Raw genomic sequence first — 15,954 nt, forward strand, 5'->3', positions numbered from 1 at the left:
CTGATATGCGCAGACGCGCGCGAGCGGACGGACGTCCGCGCGGACGATTGGGTCAGGCGCGCCAGCGTCCGCGGGCGACCTGCCGGGCTTTGCCGCCGGTGGCGAGCGCTTGGAGCCGGTCGTAGATCCAAGTGCGTCGCATGCCGGTCGCATTAATGAGTTCCGGGATGGTCAGTCCGTCGCTCGGCGCTTCGTTCAACGCGGTCAAGAGCACCTCGTCGGCGGCCTTCGGTGGCGGCTCGATAGCGCGTGGATGATGGTCGATTGCTGCTTGAGACAACGGATCCAGGCCGGGCCGGTGGTCGGCATATCGGGCGACCGTCTCCCGCACCTGATCGTCATCGACGAGATAGGCGCGGGCTCGGCGCGGGTGGTTGTGCCCATCGGCGAAGACGTAGAACTTGCCGGGAGCGTCGAGAGTGTGAGCGTGCCAGCCGTCGGCGAGCATGCCCTTGTCGAGGATGAGGTCGACGTCGCGTCGTTCCCTTACTCTCAGGCAGACGCGGACGCTCATCTGCGAGCGCAGCGCCCCGCCACCCATCGCCTTCTGTGTCGGCCGTTGCGTCGCGGCCAGCAGGTCAACGGCGAGCGCACGCCCACGACGCGCGATGGATTCGGCGGACGGAACTGCGGCCGGCGCCGTGTCCGCGAGTTCCGCGTACTCGTCGATCACGATGACCAAGGCCGGTGCCGCGGGCGTAGGTTCCCAGACTCGGGTGTTTTCGTGGCCGGCTGCATTTGCCCTCGCGTCTAGCACCGCGACGGCGTCGGCGAGCAGCCGGGTTGCCTCTTCCGGCGTGGTAGCGAGCCTTGCAAGGCACGGTGCCCACGGTCGCAGTTCCATCCCGCCCTTGAGGTCGATGCCCCATAGGACGACGTCGTTGCAAGCGGCGAGGTTGCCAAGGACGACGTTCAGAACGTCGCTCTTGCCGGAGTCCGTGGTGCCGCCGATCAGGCCATGCCGTCGAAGGAACGACACGCGGACGCGCGTCGCGTCTTCGAATACGCCGAGTTCGATGGGGTCGGCCAGCGAGCGTGCGGTCGGGCCGGGCCACAGGATCGCGCCGGCGTGCGGGTCGACGGCGAGAACCCGCATCGTGCAGCGGCCGGAGTGCGCCGGGTCCTGCTCGACTCGGACGGCGCCGGGTCGCGTGCCCAAGGCCGACTCGATGGCCGGCACCCTGGCCACGACGTCGGCGACGCTCTGGCCCGGTCGCAGCTTCATCAGGGCGCGCCATCCCCACGTGTCCACGACGGCCGACATGACCCGCGACCCGTCGAGTCCGATGGTGTCCGCGAGATCGGGCCACGCATGGATTACGCGGTCGACCCGGACGCGGGCTCGGCGGCGCCGGTGCGGCCACCAAGGCACGCCGAGCGCAATGACGGACGCGAGCAGGACGGTTGGGAGCAGACTGCGTCCGGGTCCGAACGCGGTGGCAGAAGTGAGCCAGCCTCCTGCGACGGCTGTCGTCGTGGCGGCATAGATCCGCTCCCCGGAGCGGCTGAGGCCCCAAGGCCACCCGCGCAGGCCGGCGACCAGCGCCGTGATGACCGTTGCGGCCGCGACCATCGGCCAGGCGTGCGGGTGGGTGTGGTGCAGCAGGAGCCCGGCGACGGCGAGCGTGAGTCCGGCGTTGATCGGGGCGAGTTCCGACCGGTACCGAAAGAGTGCGCGTCCGATCGCGGCCAACGCGGTGATGAGGAGCGGTTCGTCGGGCACGAGCAGGAGCGGTTGCGGGTGGCGTCGGCTCCATCGGCGATGCCGGCGTCCGTAGGCCCTCATTCGGCGAGTTGGTCGTCGCTGGGCGTGGTCCATGCTCGGTGCTCGGCGACCGCGTCGCGAAGGTAGGCCAGAGGTTCCGATTCGCCGTCGTGGTCGGCGGCGAGGGTGGCACGGGCGGCGGCAAGCAGGTCGGCGAGGTCCCATCGCGTGCGGCTGAGCAGCAGCGCGAGGCGGTCGATTTCGGCGAGCAGGGCCGGAATGTCGGCGACAGCGGTCCAAACGGCCGTCGGCGTGGGTCGTTGCTGGGCGGCATGCAGGTGGGAGAGAACTGCCTCCGTGTCGAGGGTCGGGCGCGGTGTGCGCGGTTGGTTGGTCATGAGTGAGTCGAAGCCTCCTTTCGGTCGGTGTTCTCTGCGGCGAGACGTCGTCGCAGTTCGGTCGCCGTGGGTCCGGCGATCCGGAGCGTTGAGCGCAATCCGTCACGGCTGATCGGGCGGCCGTTGTTCGCGGCGCGGTGTCTGGCGTCGGCCTCGCGGGCAGCTGCCAGGAGCGCTTCCTCGGTGCGACGGTGCTTCGTCGGGTGGGTCCGGACTGCGGTCCGGGCTTGAGGACGGTCTTCCGACGCCGTGATCGTTTGGAGCGCGTGCAGGTGTGCGGTCAGGCCGAGGACGGCGGCCGGCACGGCTCCGACGAAGACGACAATCGGCCAGGAGATGTTGATCAGTCCGGTGGCGATCAGGTGATAGCCGGCGTTGCCGATGATGCTTGTCGCGATGGCGCCGATTGCGTTGGCACGGGCGAACTTCCGCGCTCGAAGCCCACCAACGGTTCCGGCGAGCCAGACCCGAGCGGACGTCATCGCGTACGCGTCGATGGTGATCGGCAGGAGCCAGGCAAGCCGATCTGGCCAGCCGGCCACGACGGCCAGACCGCGGAGGCCGGCGAAGCTGGCCAGCGCGGCGGAGATCGCCGCTGTGGTCATGCCGGCCATGACCCACCAGTCACGACGCCTCGGTTGTTCGCCCACCTCAGAGATCCAGCCGGGCGATGAACCGAGCCAGAGCCCGCAGTCCGTCACCGATATTCGGGCCGACGGACGACGAGGCGAGGTAGTAGCCGAACGCCGCGCAGATGGCGGCCTGCCAGAGCGGCAACCGGGCGTAGCGCCAGAGCAGGAAGACGAAGACGCCGAGCAGGATGACGGCGGAGACGGCGATCGTCATGCGTCACCACCGTCGCGGTTGCCGTTGCGCCGCGTCCGACGGGTACGGATGGCCCGGTCCGCGCCCGCCGTGCCCGCCGCGCGCCTGGTGCCGGCGGTTCCACCGCATCCAGGCCACGCACTTGCGGCACAGGGTCGGGTGCCCCGTCCCGAGCTGCGCGCCGCACGGGCAAGTCGGGGCCTCGTAGGTGAAGTGCTGGATGTCCATTGCCGATCTCCTCTCGGTTTGGCGATGCGGGAATCGCATCGACGCCACTGAGATTGCGATCTGAGGACGGGACGTGATCAGGTCATGGCTGGACGTGTCCGAGACGTCTCCCATAGGGTTATCGGGCTGCCGGGACGTCCTGACGGGAAGACGATGCCGAACGAGCGACTACGCACCGCCATGCTGGAACGCGGGATCACCCCGGCCGGCCTCGCGGAAGCGCTCAAGGTTGACCCGAAGAGCGTTGAGCGCTGGATCAGCGGACGGACGCCGTACCGGCGCCATCGATACGCGGTCGCCGCTCACCTCGGAGTAGACGAGGTCTATCTCTGGCCCGACGCGATCGGCGCTGACCAGGTCGCCAGCGCCAGCGAGAGCGAGATCATCAACATCTACCCCCACCGGTGGGCCGTCCCGTCCGAACTCTGGCGCAACTTCTTTGCCAGCGCGGAAAACGAGATCGGCGTCCTGGTGTTCAGCGGGCTCTTCCTTTCCGAAGACGCCGGCGTCCACCGGATCTTCCGTGAGAAAGCGGATGCCGGTGCCCGCGTGCGCATCCTTCTCGGCGACCCCAACGCCGAGGTGGTCGAGCAACGCAACGCCGACGAAGGCATCGAAAGCCTCGCGGGGAAGATCAAGAACGCCATCGTCATGTACCGGCCGCTGTTCGGCCTCGACGGCATCGAGTTCAGGTTGCACCGCACGGTGCTCTACAACTCGATCTACCGGGCCGATGAACAGGTCCTGGTCAACACGCACATCTACGGCACTCCCGCATCCCAGGCGCCGGTGTTCCATCTACGACGCGTCGCGGGCGGCGGCATGGTGTCGACCTACGTGGACAGCTTCGAACGCGTATGGAGCGAAGCAACACCATTGGAATGAGGCAGATGTGGGACGACGAATCGACTTCTATGACGATCCCGCCGCACCGAAGGCGAACAGCGTCGTCCCTTCGGCCAACGTCGTCGTGGTCAACGAAGACGGCGCGATCCTGCTGATCCGTCGCTCGGATAACGACAACTGGGCCTTACCTGGTGGCGCATGGATCTGGGGGAGTCGCTCCCGGACACGGGTGTGCGGGAGACCGCCGAGGAGACCGGGATCGACGTCGAGATCACCGGCCTGGTCGGCATCTACACCGACCCGCGGCACGTCATCCTCTACACCAGCAACAACGAGGCGCGGCAGGAGTTCTCGGTGGTGTTCACCGCCCGCCCGATCGGCGGGGCACCGACGCCCAGCGAAGAGTCGACCGAGGTCCGCTGGGTACTGCCGACCGAGATCGACGCGCTCCCGATGGACCGGTCGATGCGGATGCGAGTTGACCAGTACCTCACCGCGCCGCAGAACGTTCACCTTGGATAGCGACTGGCTCAGCGCGTTCGCCGACATCTTCTCGGCGATCGGCACGGTCGGCGCATTCCTACTCGGGTTTCTGCTCCTACGTCGTGAACAACTTCGCGAGGCTGACCGCGCTGAGGACGAGCGCCGGGCGCAAGCTGAGCGAATCAGCGCCTGGGTCGAACTGACTCTGAGGCCGGAAGGCGGCCGTGAACTGGCGTTTCACATTCACAATGCGAGCGGCATGCCGATCTATGAGGTCGAGTTGCCATTGCCCGCTCGCGGCGATGAGGTGCCCGCAACAGAGTTCGTCGGCCTCGTGCCACCGGGCCAGACGATCCGGCGGCCGGCTCCAGCCGCTTGGCTGCGGTCCTACGTCGAGCCGGAACCGATCCAGATCGAGTTCCTCGACAGCGCAGGGCGGCGCTGGAGCCGCGATGAGCAGGGCACGCTGTCCCGAGCGGAATGAGTCTTAACAGTCGGCGAGCGCTGCCTTGATGGTCTGCACCGAACGGATGATCAGGGGACTCGCCTCGCGGATCGAATCGGCGACGAGGTCTCCCTCTCCGTACCGGTCCAGGATTTCGGCGAGGCGCATTTCCACTTCTACGGGCTCGCCGTCCGGGGTAGTGGTCATGTCCGCGTAGGTGATCGCGTCCGACAACAAGCCGGCGACCGGCGGGAACTCTGTGGTGAGTTCGTCGCCCAATCCGCGGTTCCGCCCCTCGATGTGCGCGCACGAATGGTTCGCCACGAGTCGGCAGGTGAGGTCGTCCGCCTGTGCGACGTCGCGTAGGTAACGCGCACCGTCGAGCTGATGCATGCCCGTCACGACCAGGTCTGGCGCGTAGCCGATGTCATGGAGCCAAGCAGCAGACACCAGCGTCGGTCCGTCATCGGCAACGAGGTGCGCGACCGACTCGGCTTTACGTCCAACGCCCTGACTGTGCGCCCACCGACGAGGGATCGACCCGGCCAACAGGAGACGCGCGAGATCGCGGGCTCGTTCGATCTGCTCCACATGGGCAGCCTACGAACGTCCCTCGGTTGCGATCAAGCGCGCTACTTGTCGCGGTCCTCCTCCACCGGGTCGGCGGTCAGGGCTGTTGCGTGAATGAGCGCGGCGAGCCGGCCCGCGATGGCGGGTCGGACATCTCCCAAGTGCACGACGGCAGAGCCGTCACGATCAACCGCGTCGTTCAAGGCCGGAAAGTCCCGCCCGACGTCGAAACCGGCGTCCTCGAGCGCGAGCGCCAGGCGATCTGTCGCCTCCCGCGCAGAGGGTTCCGCGGCGTGCTCGTCATTGGCCATGGGCCACCCGTCCACTCGATCTCGCCGTGCGCTTCCGTCTTGAGTCTTCGCGCTGTGTAAGGGACTTTGAACTACGGCGCGGGACGTCTTGGGACTTCTTGGCTAGGATGGGGTCTCGCCACGATCGGAGTCGTCGCGTGAACCACCCTCTCGCACGAGCCCTACGGGGCGCCGGGATGAACGCAATCGACGTCGCGGCGCGGCTTGGAGTCGACCCGAAGACCGTCGACCGGTGGCTGACCGGTCGCCAGCCGTACCCCAGGCATCGCGAAGCCTTGGCCAAACTGACCGGTTGGCCCGAGCACGCGCTGTGGCCTGAGCTACCTCGCATCGCGGACCCGATCACCCTGGCGGACGAGATCCGGATCGTCTATCCCCATCGCTCAGCCGTACAGGCCGACACCTGGACACGGCTGTTCGCCGGCGCACACGATCAAATCGACGTCCTCGCCCACAGCGCCTTGTTCCTTGCGGAGGACATCGTCAGCACAGCCATCATCTGCGACAAGGCGAGAGCCGGCGTACGGGTTCGGATCGCGCTTGGAGATCCGAACGGCGTGCACATCGCGAACCGGGGCGCCGAAGAGCGGATCGACGAGGCGCACAGGGCGCGTATTCGCGCCGCCCTGGTCCAGTTCGCCTCGATCGCCGATGCAGGCGGCGAGGTCCGCCTCCACGACACCGTGCTCTACAACTCGATCTACCGCGCCGACGACGACCTTCTGGTCAACGCCCACGTCTACGGACATCCCGCCGCGCACGCGCCGGTCTTCCACCTGCGACGACGGGGCGACGGGTGCATGACCCGCACCTACCTCGACTCCTTCGAGCGGATCTGGGCGATGGGCAGCCCATTCGACGGGTGAGTCGTTTGCACTGCGGCTGGCGCCACGCCGTTCACGAGCGCAGACGATGGTCTGAAAGAGCGCCACCAAACACGTCAGGACCCCGGGACCGAGGGCGTGCGGGCCGCCGACGGCCGATGCTCATTGATCCAAGTCTCGACATCCTCACACCGCCATATACGCCCTTGAGCCAAGTGCTCGTATGGCGCTGGCCAGTCAAGGCGTTGCGTGAGTTGATGTACGCGTTGCCGACATACGCCGAGCCGCCGACCTATCTCAGTCGCACCCATCAAATGCCGCGACATGTGACTCGCCTCCGTGTGGCTTCGACGTTTCTAGGCAAAAGATACAAAAACGCCACCGCGCATGACACGACTCAGGACAACCGTGACACTCGCGCCAGGCTGAACAGACGCTCCTCCATGGGCAATCCGGGAGGTGGCAGCTCGACCGCACGCTGAACTAGGCAAGCGCGCGGCCGAGGCCTTTAGGCAGCCGGTGTCCCAGTGCTTCCGCAACCTAGATACCAGCCGTGAAAAGGATGCGTTCCCGAACAGAGAGATGCGACCATGTCTGCGGAGACGTCCTGTCATTTCTACGCGTCCAGGATGTCCGAGCAAGTTCCGTTTGAGTCAAATGAACGCCTTGCGCTCGCAGATCCACCTCACCACCGCGGCTGGCACTCGCACCGGCAACTACCGGCTGATTACCATCCTGATCAGCCCGGACACCCACCCCGCTGCCGAACTGGTCCGCCTCCACCGCCAGCGGTGGGAATCGAACTAGACCGGCCGCATTCGTGGTCCTTGAGGGATTCTGCTCGCAGGGAGTGTCGTTATGAGCAGCTCTTCTGCTTTGTGATACTTGCCGGAGCCGCTAACAGAATAATTCAAGTTGACCAGCCGGCGGTTGATCGACCACTCCTTAACGCCAAATGAGGCCTTGTCGTCGCGCGACGGTGTCATTCGCCTAGATGCGTACAATGCAGGATCACAAAGAAGGGACGGGTGATTGTCATACGACAGTATCCAGCGATACTGAACCTTCCTGCGCAGGTACTCCGCAAGGCGGTAATGCTCGCGTCCTCGTCCCCAAGCGCTCATGCTGGACGCCGCCGCATTCTTGCCGTAGCCGCCATGGGGATCAAAGGAACGTCCATAAAGCTTGGCCGACTTTTCTAGATACGGCGGGTCGAGGTAAGCGACAACCTTGTTGGGCAAAAGCTGAGGATACCACTCCGCGACGTCTGCGAGTGTTGCTTGCCAATCCTTGCACCAGACGTCAGCAATTCGACCTGCGGTGTAGAGATCGCCGATTAGCCGAAGCCTCTGTTCGAGGGCAGACTTATTAAAGCGGCAGTCGATCTTATACTCGCTGGATTGTGCTCGTCCTCCAATTGGCCCGGCGCGACCATGAAGGATTCCCGAAAACGTTGTGCGATTCAAGAAGAGGCACTTAACGGCCGTCTCGCGATCATTATCCCTCTTCGGAATCCATGCCCGCCAGTAATCCCATCGATCGAGGGTGACGGGCTCGTCCCACATGCGACCAATCAGCCAGTCGGTTTCGGATGCAGCTACTTGCCAGAAGCGCGCTACAAGAGGATCGGCGTCAGCAAGTAGGACACGTTCTACGATGCCAGCGGAAGCCACCCGGAGCGACGTAGATGCTCCGCCGGCGAACGGCTCGACCAGCAGTCGTAAGCGGCCAAGTGACTGCGACGCAGCAGTGACAGTTTCGGCTATGAGTGGCACTAAGCCTGACTTTGCCCCAGGGTAGCGAAGAGGTGACTGGTAGCGCATGTCGCGACCTGGCTTGCCAGGGAGCGGGCCCAATTCGCCGAAACGCTGCGGCGTTTCGGCGATGCATGGCGGAGCGGCAGTCGCGCCGACCAAACGTGCCGATCTACCACCTTGAGCTGCACGGACGTCACTCATGAGCGTGAGTTGTTACCAATTCCCTTGAGCCGAGGTGCTCTCCAGTCCCAGCTTCACGCGGGCCGCCAGCCGAAGAACGTCAGTTCCAACGCCTATAGGATACGCAGCCTTCGAGTGGGCCAGCGCTACCGGTATGAGACCGTCTCGATACATTGAAGACCCGGTTCGATCGATTACGTCGAGGATCGCTGGCAACGACGGGTACGCCTCAGGGTCAGGCTGTCCACCGTGGTCATCGTACGGGGCGCCGACGCGGGGCAACGCGGTGAAGACGACGACTCGCTTATCGAGAGACTGGTAAACGAACTTCCGGCCCCAATACGTTTCTGAACCATACGCAGACGGGTTCTTTACGTTTGTAATCCTCGATATCACGTCGGCGTCTACCATCATGAGATCACCTGGACCAAGGGCATCGTGCCTTACCAGCGCGCGCGCATAGTCAAGCACAGTCCCGGACTTCTCGATTCCGCACAGAAACGGCCCATCACCCGGTGTCGTCTGAATCATCGACTGGAAGTACTCGAGAGCTTTCGCCCTAAGCTTAGCTGGCGGACCGTAAACAGCCATCGGACCGTCCATGATAAACAACGTCTGACGGAGTAGGTCTTCTCTTGACTGCTCCCACAACAACGTAGTCAAGCCGACAAGAACGAGCAGCTCCACCACCTGCATCAGCCGGCTGAGTGGCGATTCGTTCGAACTCTCTTCGAGAACCTCTTCATGGATCCGAAGAACATCCGTTGGGAATATCTCCGTCCCGCATCCCGGACAGTCCATGGCAGCCGGTCCAACAGTCAAGGCTCGGTTGCTGCAGGCGCGATTCGGGCAGAGAACTTCGAGCGTTTGCGCAGCGGCTCCCGGAGTCCCGTGTATGAGAAATAATAGTTGCAGGAGGCTCTGATTGAGCCGATTAACCTCGATCTTCTTGCTCCGAAAGATTTGGAATATCGCCTCACGCCAGGAATCCGCAATCGACACGCCTTGACGCAAATAGGCGCCGGCCGCCGGGAGGTCGTACGAGACCAGTGCGGAGTTGACTGCTCGGTTAAGCGCAACTGGATCCACGAATCGCTCATCCCGCTGAGAATCTAGCGCTAGGAGGTCAAGCCAAATTGCCGCCGCCTGCGCGTAGCCGTACCGTACCGACGGCAGTCCGTCGCGCACAGGGACCACCATTAGTGATCCATCGACGCCGATGACGCTTGAGAGCCGCTCAGAGGCAGGCAGCGTACCTGCCACCGAACGCGAACGAATCTTCGCTGTGAGCCATGAAATGTCGCCGATCTTCTCTGCGGGTACATAGAAATCCGACCGATCGGCTAGCGCCTTAACGATCGCGTTTGTGTGTCCGGTCCTTGACGCTCTCTCGAAATTTCCTGAAATAGTGTCGTACGGCAACGAAAACACCTACGCTTTCGGTGCGAGAGGTAGATCGCCGGCGGCAGTTCGCGCCTCGTTGACGAGGTCGAGGCCATAGCGGTCGATCTGCACGGGGATGATGTAGGGGGAAGAGAGCGTCTTGAGCCGCACATAACCCGGATCCTCGTGGCTGATGATCGCGTCACCGAAGGCTTTGAAGTCGTAGAACCGAGCGAGCTCATTGACTTCCCGAGTGTTATTTAGGTGGGCGACGACCCAATTCTTGGTGTTAGCCAAAACTTGGTGCGCAACTCCCGTTACCTCCTGCGTGGCGTAGATCATACCAATCTTTAGCTTGCTGCCTTCCTTCGCCAACCTCACCCATACGTCTAGATCGTCTTTGTACTTGTCGGAGGCGAAAAGATTGTGCGCCTCTTCGATTACTACCTGAACATCCGGTGGAGTAGTTCCACTCGTAAAGATTTCTGTCTGACGCTCGATTAGAAAAGCGGCTAGATTTTCCGACAAGCTGCGGACTACAACATCTGGCCCAAGGTGGAGGTCGACGATGACAATCATGCCTTCGACGAGCTTGCGGTAAATCTCGGACCGGTACTCGTTGCGAGACGAAGCCGTGTGAAACGGGCGCAGTGGTTTAAGTTTGGTGTATCCTGAAACCGGTCTTCCTTGATTTTCCTGGGTGTAGATCGGCAGCGCGGACTTCCACGCGTCACCTTCTGCGATCGAGTCCAAGCCTTCTTTGGCTCGACCTTTGAGGTCGTCGGCTTCTATGCGCTCAATAAGCCAGTCGATGACGTCGCGTAGATGCTCGCGGACAACTCCGACCTGACCATTAGATTTCTGTGGAATCACGATGTGGTTAGGTCCGAGCTGCCGTTCAAGCTCCTCTGCCAGTTCTTTGCGCATCGTCATCCAAGCCCTCCACGGCCATTGCCTCCCGTCCGGGGTGTAATGCACCTGAGGAATCGGGAAATCGGCTTGGGCGAGCGCGCCGTATAGAAGCAAGCGACCTCGACTGGCGTGCGCCTTCCTGCGCGCGGACTCTTGTGCGTTCTCGCCTGGTATAGCGCTGCCGAGGAAGTCTGCTTGCACGAAGGCCCTCACGTAATCGGCGTTGGCATCAGCCAGGGCGGATGCGATGACGCCTTTTACGGGTTCGACCTGAGCAGGATCAAAAAAGTTGAATCCAAGCGCTTTAACATTAGGGCGATCTTCGGTCGCGCCGAACTTGTAGATCACAACGTGCTGCTCGCCAATCGCAGCAAGCTCGGTGCCGTCTTGAGTGTTCGGGTTCGCGTACTCGCCCTGAGGGTCGAAGACGAGCTGACCTACAGGCGATTTTCCGGCTGCCCTCCGCATCTCAGAAGCCACGAACACACGGGACGCTACGGTCTTCATGGTGTTGGACTTCCCCATGCGGGTCATGCCGAACATCCCGGTCTTGCTACCGATGAAATCATTGATGTTGACTTCGACAGCGGCGCCATTTTGCTTGGATGCGATCGCTCGACGTCGAGTAGAGGAATAGCGCACGGCACCGATTCGAACCTTCTCGACGGGATCAGACGTCGGCTTTAGATAGGAGGCGATAAAACTCAGTCCGGCGCCCACTGGCTTGAAAACGCGATATGTCGAGTTGGAGTAGAAGTTGTCGACGTCGTGGCCGAACTCGAGAATCACTGAACCGTTCCGGACGTCTTCGTAAAAAGTCCCCAGGATTCGGCAATTGAGGCCAGTGAAGGCAACTCTGTTCCGCGTGAATGGGTCAAGGTGTACGTCGAGCACTCCGCCAGGAGATGGGTTGTCGTTCCGAGAAAGGGCGTCCCGCAACGCCTCTTCGCGGACTTCCAGCAAGTCGCGCTCCAGGGATAGAGGCGCCGTTCCCTCAACACGGAGAAGAAGAACTTCGTCGTCGTCTCCGCCACCGCTTCCTATCTCGCGAGCCGTGGCAATTAAGTAGGAGAACTGAGGAATCCCGCCTGTCTCAGACTTCCAGCGGTCGTGGGTGATCACGACCGCGCGGTTGTAGTCAAGCGTTTGAATCGCGCCGATCCTGACGGCTCGTTCGTCGGCGAGGAGTTCCCGCTCCAGGATCGTGCCGGCACCGACGTTCGGAATAAGGTCCAGCATGGCCGCGACTCCTTTGTAGCGTGTCCGACGGCTAGAGGGTCTTCCATGGCTCACGCGCGGCCGGATCAACCCCTAGGCCCCCACCTGTGCTGAATCTAGCGAGTTCGATGGATTGCTGCGAGTATCGACACGGCTGATAGTCCGCTGCCCGAACATGCATCATGTGCTGGCGGAACGCCTGAGTTCCGGGCTTGCTTGACGTGGGGCTTACTAGCGGCAACGTTTGATACCGATGGATCATCGATGTTCCCTGGTCGGACGTGACCCTGGAACAATGCCGGAAGGTAGGGACCCAATTCTGTCAGATTCTCGACACTTTGGAACCGTCGTCGGCCTTGTATTGGACCCTCTTATCCTCGGCTCGGACAGCACCGCGACCCGATTGTCGCCTTCTTTTGTTTGGTGAGGCTACCGAATGAGCGCCAACTTCCGTCGGCTCGAAGTCCTGCAAGTGATTATGCATATCGTCCCGAAGGCGAGGAAGGGCGACGCCGCGGCAGAACCGCTGCAGCTAAGTGACGCTGCTTGCAAGCTCCAAGCTGGTGTCCGGGAGGAGCTGCAGGCGCGAATGCGTCTTCAGCTCTCGTCGGCTGGGCGGCAAGTAAGCGAGGACTCTTCAACCGAGTCCAAGGTCCCTGGAATTATCAGAAATTTTCTGACGACCGCCGGCGCGGACTTCGTTGCGACCTCGAGACAGCTCGCGACCGCCTTGCGAGAGGTCCAAACGGGGCTCAACTCCGGCGGCATGCTTCTCGTCGCGGATTGCAAACTTTCTGGAGCTCCCGCGCTGCTGATTGTCAAGTTTGAGCAGGAGCGCGGCATGCGTGCTCAGCCGACCACGGATAACGGCCAAAACGTATTCGATATGGAGTATTTGCGCGACCTCTTTCTGACGAGTCGATCTCGCGTTTTCAAGGTGGGACTGTTTTCTCGATCTGGCATCAGTAATGGCGTACTTGGAGGTTGGGTTGCCGATAAGCAGGGCGCAAGTGGGAAAGTGGCTGCGTTCTTTTTGGAAGACTACCTTGGATGCCGGCATCTCGAGGAGCCAGACGAGATCACCAAACGGTATTTCGATGCAAGTTTCGATTGGATCAATCAGAGTGTCGTAAATCCCAGCTCGCGGGGGCGCTACGCTATTGCCGTCATGGCGGAACTGCAAAACCAAAATGCCCAGATGTCGACGGATCGCTTCGCAGAGGTCAATATGGATTCCGATGGCGACGCTGATAGCTATGCGAGCTTTTTGGAGACGCGTGATGTTCCGAAGATCTTTGTTAAGGATAAAGGTCTCATAGCTGGTCGCTTAGAGCGAATGCAGTTCAACTTCACTAGCGGTGCGGTCGTCTATTTTCCGATTTCAGCGCTGGAGGATGGCAGCGTAGATATCGAGGAAATCGATGATCGGCAAACGCAGATAACATTGATTGGGGAGGCTAAAGAGGCGAAACCTCGAAGTGCGAGGTCGCGGTCTAGCGCGTCCGAAGAGCAAGACTGATGGACACACGGATTGAGGCTGCCAGGTCACGCTATGCGAAGGTCCGATCAAGCTACGAAGCGACCGCGCAAAACTTGGTCACGGAGATTCGTCACGGAGCAATTCAAAAGAACTTGGACTGCACGGTTGAAGGGCGAGCGAAGGATGTTAGCAGCTACGTACTGAAGGCTATGAGCAGCAAAAGCGTCGTCGATCCCTGGGAAGAAATCTATGACAAGATCGGTTTGAGGGTAGTTGTCCGGCATACGCTCGACCTAGATGTAGCTCGTGAGCTGGTCTGCGAGTTGTTCGGCGAGCCGGTACATGTCCTGGATGACCGTCAGTCTGATGTTCCCGAGAACCAGTTGCGGTATCCGCGGCTTCATCTTCAGGTCGGAGTACCTCCCGCGCTAGATGTGTCTGCTGGAGCGGAGGGCAAACCCACCTTCGAAGTGCAAATCAGGACGGAGGCTTCCCACCTCTGGTCTCGAATGTCTCATTTATACCTATATAAGCCTTCTGCCAAGCTACCGAAAGTTGTCAGGCGGTCACTGTATCGTCTACTTGCGCTGGTCGAGTTGTACGACAGCGAGGTAGAGCGGGCGGTGATCGCCATGGAGCAGGATCGGGACCGAGACCTGAATCTGCTGGTGTCGCAGCTAGAGCGCATCTTCTACGCGTTCTGCGCAGCCGACTACGACGTGGAGCTGACTCGCAAGGTTTCTGGTGTTCTGCTCCAGGCTGTGCGCGAGTCCGATCGAGCCAGCTACTCAAGTCGACTCGCAGCCTTTGCGGCCGAGATGCGTTCCGATCTCGAAAGTGCCTATCGCGAGTATGGTCCCGGCAGCACGCCGGCGAGTCTTGGAACGTACTTGTTGGTGAGCCAGCCGGAGAGCGTCGCTATATTTGAGCGACTTACTTATGCCCCGCGGACGCTAAGCCAAGTCTGGAGCGCCAATGGTGTACCGGAAGAACTGCTTCAGGACATGAAGGGCGTATGGGCCCTGAACTGAGCATCTTCAAGCGGCCGGCAGCGAGTCGGGCCTATTTCGCTTAGCTTGATCACGAGCTGCAAGTGTTTTCAGTGTTTTGTTGTATATCCGCCTGGATACCGCGTCTCCGTCGCCGCTGACGCGGTCGAGCTCGGACCGAATTCTCTCCAGGGTCTCCTTGGCGTCTCCTCGGCTCTGTGCCGTCAGCGCGAGGACGGATTCGATCTCCCTGCGAATCTTGCCGTACTGGGCGCCGAGATTTTTATGCTTTTCTGCCCGCTCGAGGTAGCGGAAGTGCAATTGGAGCGCGGCAAGTGCGGCGGCCAGCAGCGTCAGTGAGCCGAACCAGACTTTGGTTGCGGCCGGCACGGTGTTGGTAATGTTGGCGAATGTTGCTGTTCCGACAATCGTAGTGATGACGACGACGGGAACCGCGATTATGTAGTGCGCCCGTCGGAAATGTTTGGCGGCCTCGTACTGCATGTGTTGCCCTTCGCGTGTGCGCCGGAGCCATGTTCGCATCGCAGCTTCGGCTCCGTCCCAGTCGCGGTTAGGCGGCATCCATTTCTCCGATCCCTGCATGGCGGCCCATGGCGCCATGGTCGTCGACATCTTAACTGCGAGCCGACGTGTGGCCGAAAGCGGAACTTGTGACGGAACGGGTAGGCGGCCTGTTGTTCTTTGGATATGGGATCCTATTCAGGCATTCCGGGCGAAGGTTCCGAAGGTGTGGAGAAGGCTGCGTACTGGTCAAGATCGCACGAGCATCGCCCATCAGGACTCGTCGGTAGCTGAGTGACTCTGTCTACTCATGCGTCCACGTGACGCAGCTCGGTGAGGCTGGCACCGAGCCGGCCCGGGTTGTCTCGGAAGCTCAGGTAAGCGGACAGCATCTCCACTGCTTAACGGCCCCTGTTCGCGGAAAGCGCGAACGGGGGATCGTTCGGGTATATCTGCTCCGGGGCCGAGCCCCGGAAGCCCTGCGGCGCGGCGCGTGCGGTGCGGGCGGGCCGAACTCGCGAGTGCAGCGGCCCGTCCAGCGGTCCGTCAGTCACACGGTTAGCAGGGCAAGCAAGCCGGCGTCAGATACATGCCGAAGGACGAAGGGTCGTCGTCAGCGCCGCTGACGTGTTGGTGCGGTCGTCTGAGCGCTCGCGTGCTGCGCCCTCGGCACGTTCTGCGTCGTTCACGCCGAGCAAATACCATCCGTAGCGCTGGTGATTTCACTGGCGATTATCCGCCAGGTTGATCTGACTAGTTAGTTACGCGTTGGCGTGGACGACTGATTCCGTGTGGGATAGCTGGGCTCTGATGTTGCGATACCTGGTGGCGAGACTGTTTGCTGTGGCGTTTCCAAGGTGGGCTTGACCCGATTCGAC

The 15,954-nt window shown here is 61.9% G+C and carries 17 protein-coding genes; 7 read left to right on the forward strand and 10 right to left on the reverse strand.

The window, feature by feature from the left end:
• Window positions 1-52: 52 nt before the first annotated feature.
• Genes Ato02nite_RS37155 through Ato02nite_RS37170 form a run of 4 tightly spaced genes read right to left on the reverse strand, consistent with a single transcriptional unit; the run spans window position 53 to window position 2,949 of the window.
• Window positions 53-1,723, reverse strand: coding sequence for an FtsK/SpoIIIE domain-containing protein (locus Ato02nite_RS37155; protein ID WP_246607909.1), 1,671 nt, complete (start codon window positions 1,721-1,723; stop codon window positions 53-55).
• 59 nt (window positions 1,724-1,782) lie between these two features.
• Window positions 1,783-2,103 carry a hypothetical protein gene (locus Ato02nite_RS37160; protein ID WP_213011374.1) on the reverse strand — a complete coding sequence of 107 codons (321 nt, stop codon included), beginning with the start codon at window positions 2,101-2,103 and terminating at the stop codon, window positions 1,783-1,785.
• Window positions 2,100-2,717: a DUF2637 domain-containing protein gene (locus Ato02nite_RS37165; RefSeq protein ID WP_213011375.1), complete on the reverse strand. Its 618-nt coding sequence runs from the start codon at window positions 2,715-2,717 to the stop codon at window positions 2,100-2,102. The genes Ato02nite_RS37160 and Ato02nite_RS37165 overlap by 4 nt, the downstream gene beginning before the upstream one ends.
• 37 nt (window positions 2,718-2,754) lie before the next feature.
• On the reverse strand, window positions 2,755-2,949 hold the full coding sequence (locus Ato02nite_RS37170) for a hypothetical protein (protein WP_213011376.1): 195 nt from the start codon (window positions 2,947-2,949) through the stop codon (window positions 2,755-2,757).
• 360 nt (window positions 2,950-3,309) lie between these two features.
• Between Ato02nite_RS37170 and Ato02nite_RS37175 the strand changes: the two genes are divergently transcribed.
• The 3 genes from Ato02nite_RS37175 to Ato02nite_RS37185 all read left to right on the forward strand — a co-directional run bounded on the left by Ato02nite_RS37175 (window position 3,310) and on the right by Ato02nite_RS37185 (window position 4,969).
• The gene (locus Ato02nite_RS37175; protein ID WP_213011377.1) at window positions 3,310-4,041 is read left to right on the forward strand and encodes a helix-turn-helix domain-containing protein; all 732 of its coding nucleotides are present in this window, start codon (window positions 3,310-3,312) and stop codon (window positions 4,039-4,041) included.
• Window positions 4,042-4,200: 159 nt separating this feature from the next.
• Window positions 4,201-4,524, forward strand: a complete 324-nt coding sequence (locus Ato02nite_RS37180; RefSeq protein ID WP_307854180.1) for an NUDIX hydrolase — start codon at window positions 4,201-4,203, stop codon at window positions 4,522-4,524.
• The gene (locus Ato02nite_RS37185) at window positions 4,517-4,969 is read left to right on the forward strand and encodes a hypothetical protein (protein ID WP_213011378.1); all 453 of its coding nucleotides are present in this window, start codon (window positions 4,517-4,519) and stop codon (window positions 4,967-4,969) included. Before Ato02nite_RS37180 ends, Ato02nite_RS37185 begins: the two co-directional genes overlap by 8 nt.
• 3 nt (window positions 4,970-4,972) lie before the next feature.
• Here the strand turns inward: Ato02nite_RS37185 and Ato02nite_RS37190 are convergent, their stop codons facing one another.
• Both Ato02nite_RS37190 and Ato02nite_RS37195 read right to left on the reverse strand, forming a co-directional pair.
• Window positions 4,973-5,521 carry an HD domain-containing protein gene (locus Ato02nite_RS37190; RefSeq protein ID WP_213011379.1) on the reverse strand — a complete coding sequence of 183 codons (549 nt, stop codon included), beginning with the start codon at window positions 5,519-5,521 and terminating at the stop codon, window positions 4,973-4,975.
• Window positions 5,522-5,562: 41 nt separating this feature from the next.
• Window positions 5,563-5,811, reverse strand: a complete 249-nt coding sequence (locus tag Ato02nite_RS37195) for a hypothetical protein (protein ID WP_213011380.1) — start codon at window positions 5,809-5,811, stop codon at window positions 5,563-5,565.
• A gap of 176 nt (window positions 5,812-5,987) precedes the next feature.
• On the opposite strand from Ato02nite_RS37195, the gene Ato02nite_RS37200 reads away from it, so the two are divergent.
• Complete coding sequence (locus Ato02nite_RS37200; RefSeq protein ID WP_213011381.1) at window positions 5,988-6,677, forward strand: XRE family transcriptional regulator; 690 nt, start codon at window positions 5,988-5,990, stop codon at window positions 6,675-6,677.
• Window positions 6,678-7,292: 615 nt separating this feature from the next.
• On the forward strand, window positions 7,293-7,442 hold the full coding sequence (locus Ato02nite_RS37205) for a hypothetical protein (protein ID WP_213011382.1): 150 nt from the start codon (window positions 7,293-7,295) through the stop codon (window positions 7,440-7,442).
• Here Ato02nite_RS37205 and Ato02nite_RS37210 read toward each other — a convergent pair.
• From Ato02nite_RS37210 to Ato02nite_RS37220, 3 genes are read right to left on the reverse strand one after another with little or no spacing between them, the layout of a single operon-like run.
• Window positions 7,439-8,593, reverse strand: a complete 1,155-nt coding sequence (locus Ato02nite_RS37210; protein ID WP_307854181.1) for a DNA adenine methylase — start codon at window positions 8,591-8,593, stop codon at window positions 7,439-7,441. The genes Ato02nite_RS37205 and Ato02nite_RS37210 overlap by 4 nt on opposite strands.
• Before the next feature lie 12 nt (window positions 8,594-8,605).
• Window positions 8,606-9,994, reverse strand: a complete 1,389-nt coding sequence (locus Ato02nite_RS37215) for a hypothetical protein (protein WP_213011384.1) — start codon at window positions 9,992-9,994, stop codon at window positions 8,606-8,608.
• A 9-nt stretch (window positions 9,995-10,003) separates the two neighbouring features.
• Window positions 10,004-12,106 carry a helicase HerA domain-containing protein gene (locus Ato02nite_RS37220; RefSeq protein ID WP_213011385.1) on the reverse strand — a complete coding sequence of 701 codons (2,103 nt, stop codon included), beginning with the start codon at window positions 12,104-12,106 and terminating at the stop codon, window positions 10,004-10,006.
• A 415-nt stretch (window positions 12,107-12,521) separates the two neighbouring features.
• Between Ato02nite_RS37220 and Ato02nite_RS37225 the strand changes: the two genes are divergently transcribed.
• Entirely contained in the window at window positions 12,522-13,604 is a 1,083-nt protein-coding gene (locus tag Ato02nite_RS37225) for a nucleoid-associated protein (protein ID WP_213011386.1), read from the forward strand.
• A complete protein-coding gene (locus tag Ato02nite_RS37230; RefSeq protein ID WP_213011387.1) occupies window positions 13,604-14,596 on the forward strand; it encodes a RelA/SpoT-related domain-containing protein in 993 nt (330 codons plus the stop codon). Before Ato02nite_RS37225 ends, Ato02nite_RS37230 begins: the two co-directional genes overlap by 1 nt.
• A gap of 6 nt (window positions 14,597-14,602) precedes the next feature.
• Here the strand turns inward: Ato02nite_RS37230 and Ato02nite_RS37235 are convergent, their stop codons facing one another.
• The gene (locus Ato02nite_RS37235; RefSeq protein ID WP_213011388.1) at window positions 14,603-15,187 is read right to left on the reverse strand and encodes an SLATT domain-containing protein; all 585 of its coding nucleotides are present in this window, start codon (window positions 15,185-15,187) and stop codon (window positions 14,603-14,605) included.
• Between the last annotated feature and the right edge of the window lie 767 nt (window positions 15,188-15,954).

The organism is Paractinoplanes toevensis (assembly GCF_018332695.1).
Lineage (GTDB): Bacteria > Actinomycetota > Actinomycetes > Mycobacteriales > Micromonosporaceae > Actinoplanes > Actinoplanes toevensis.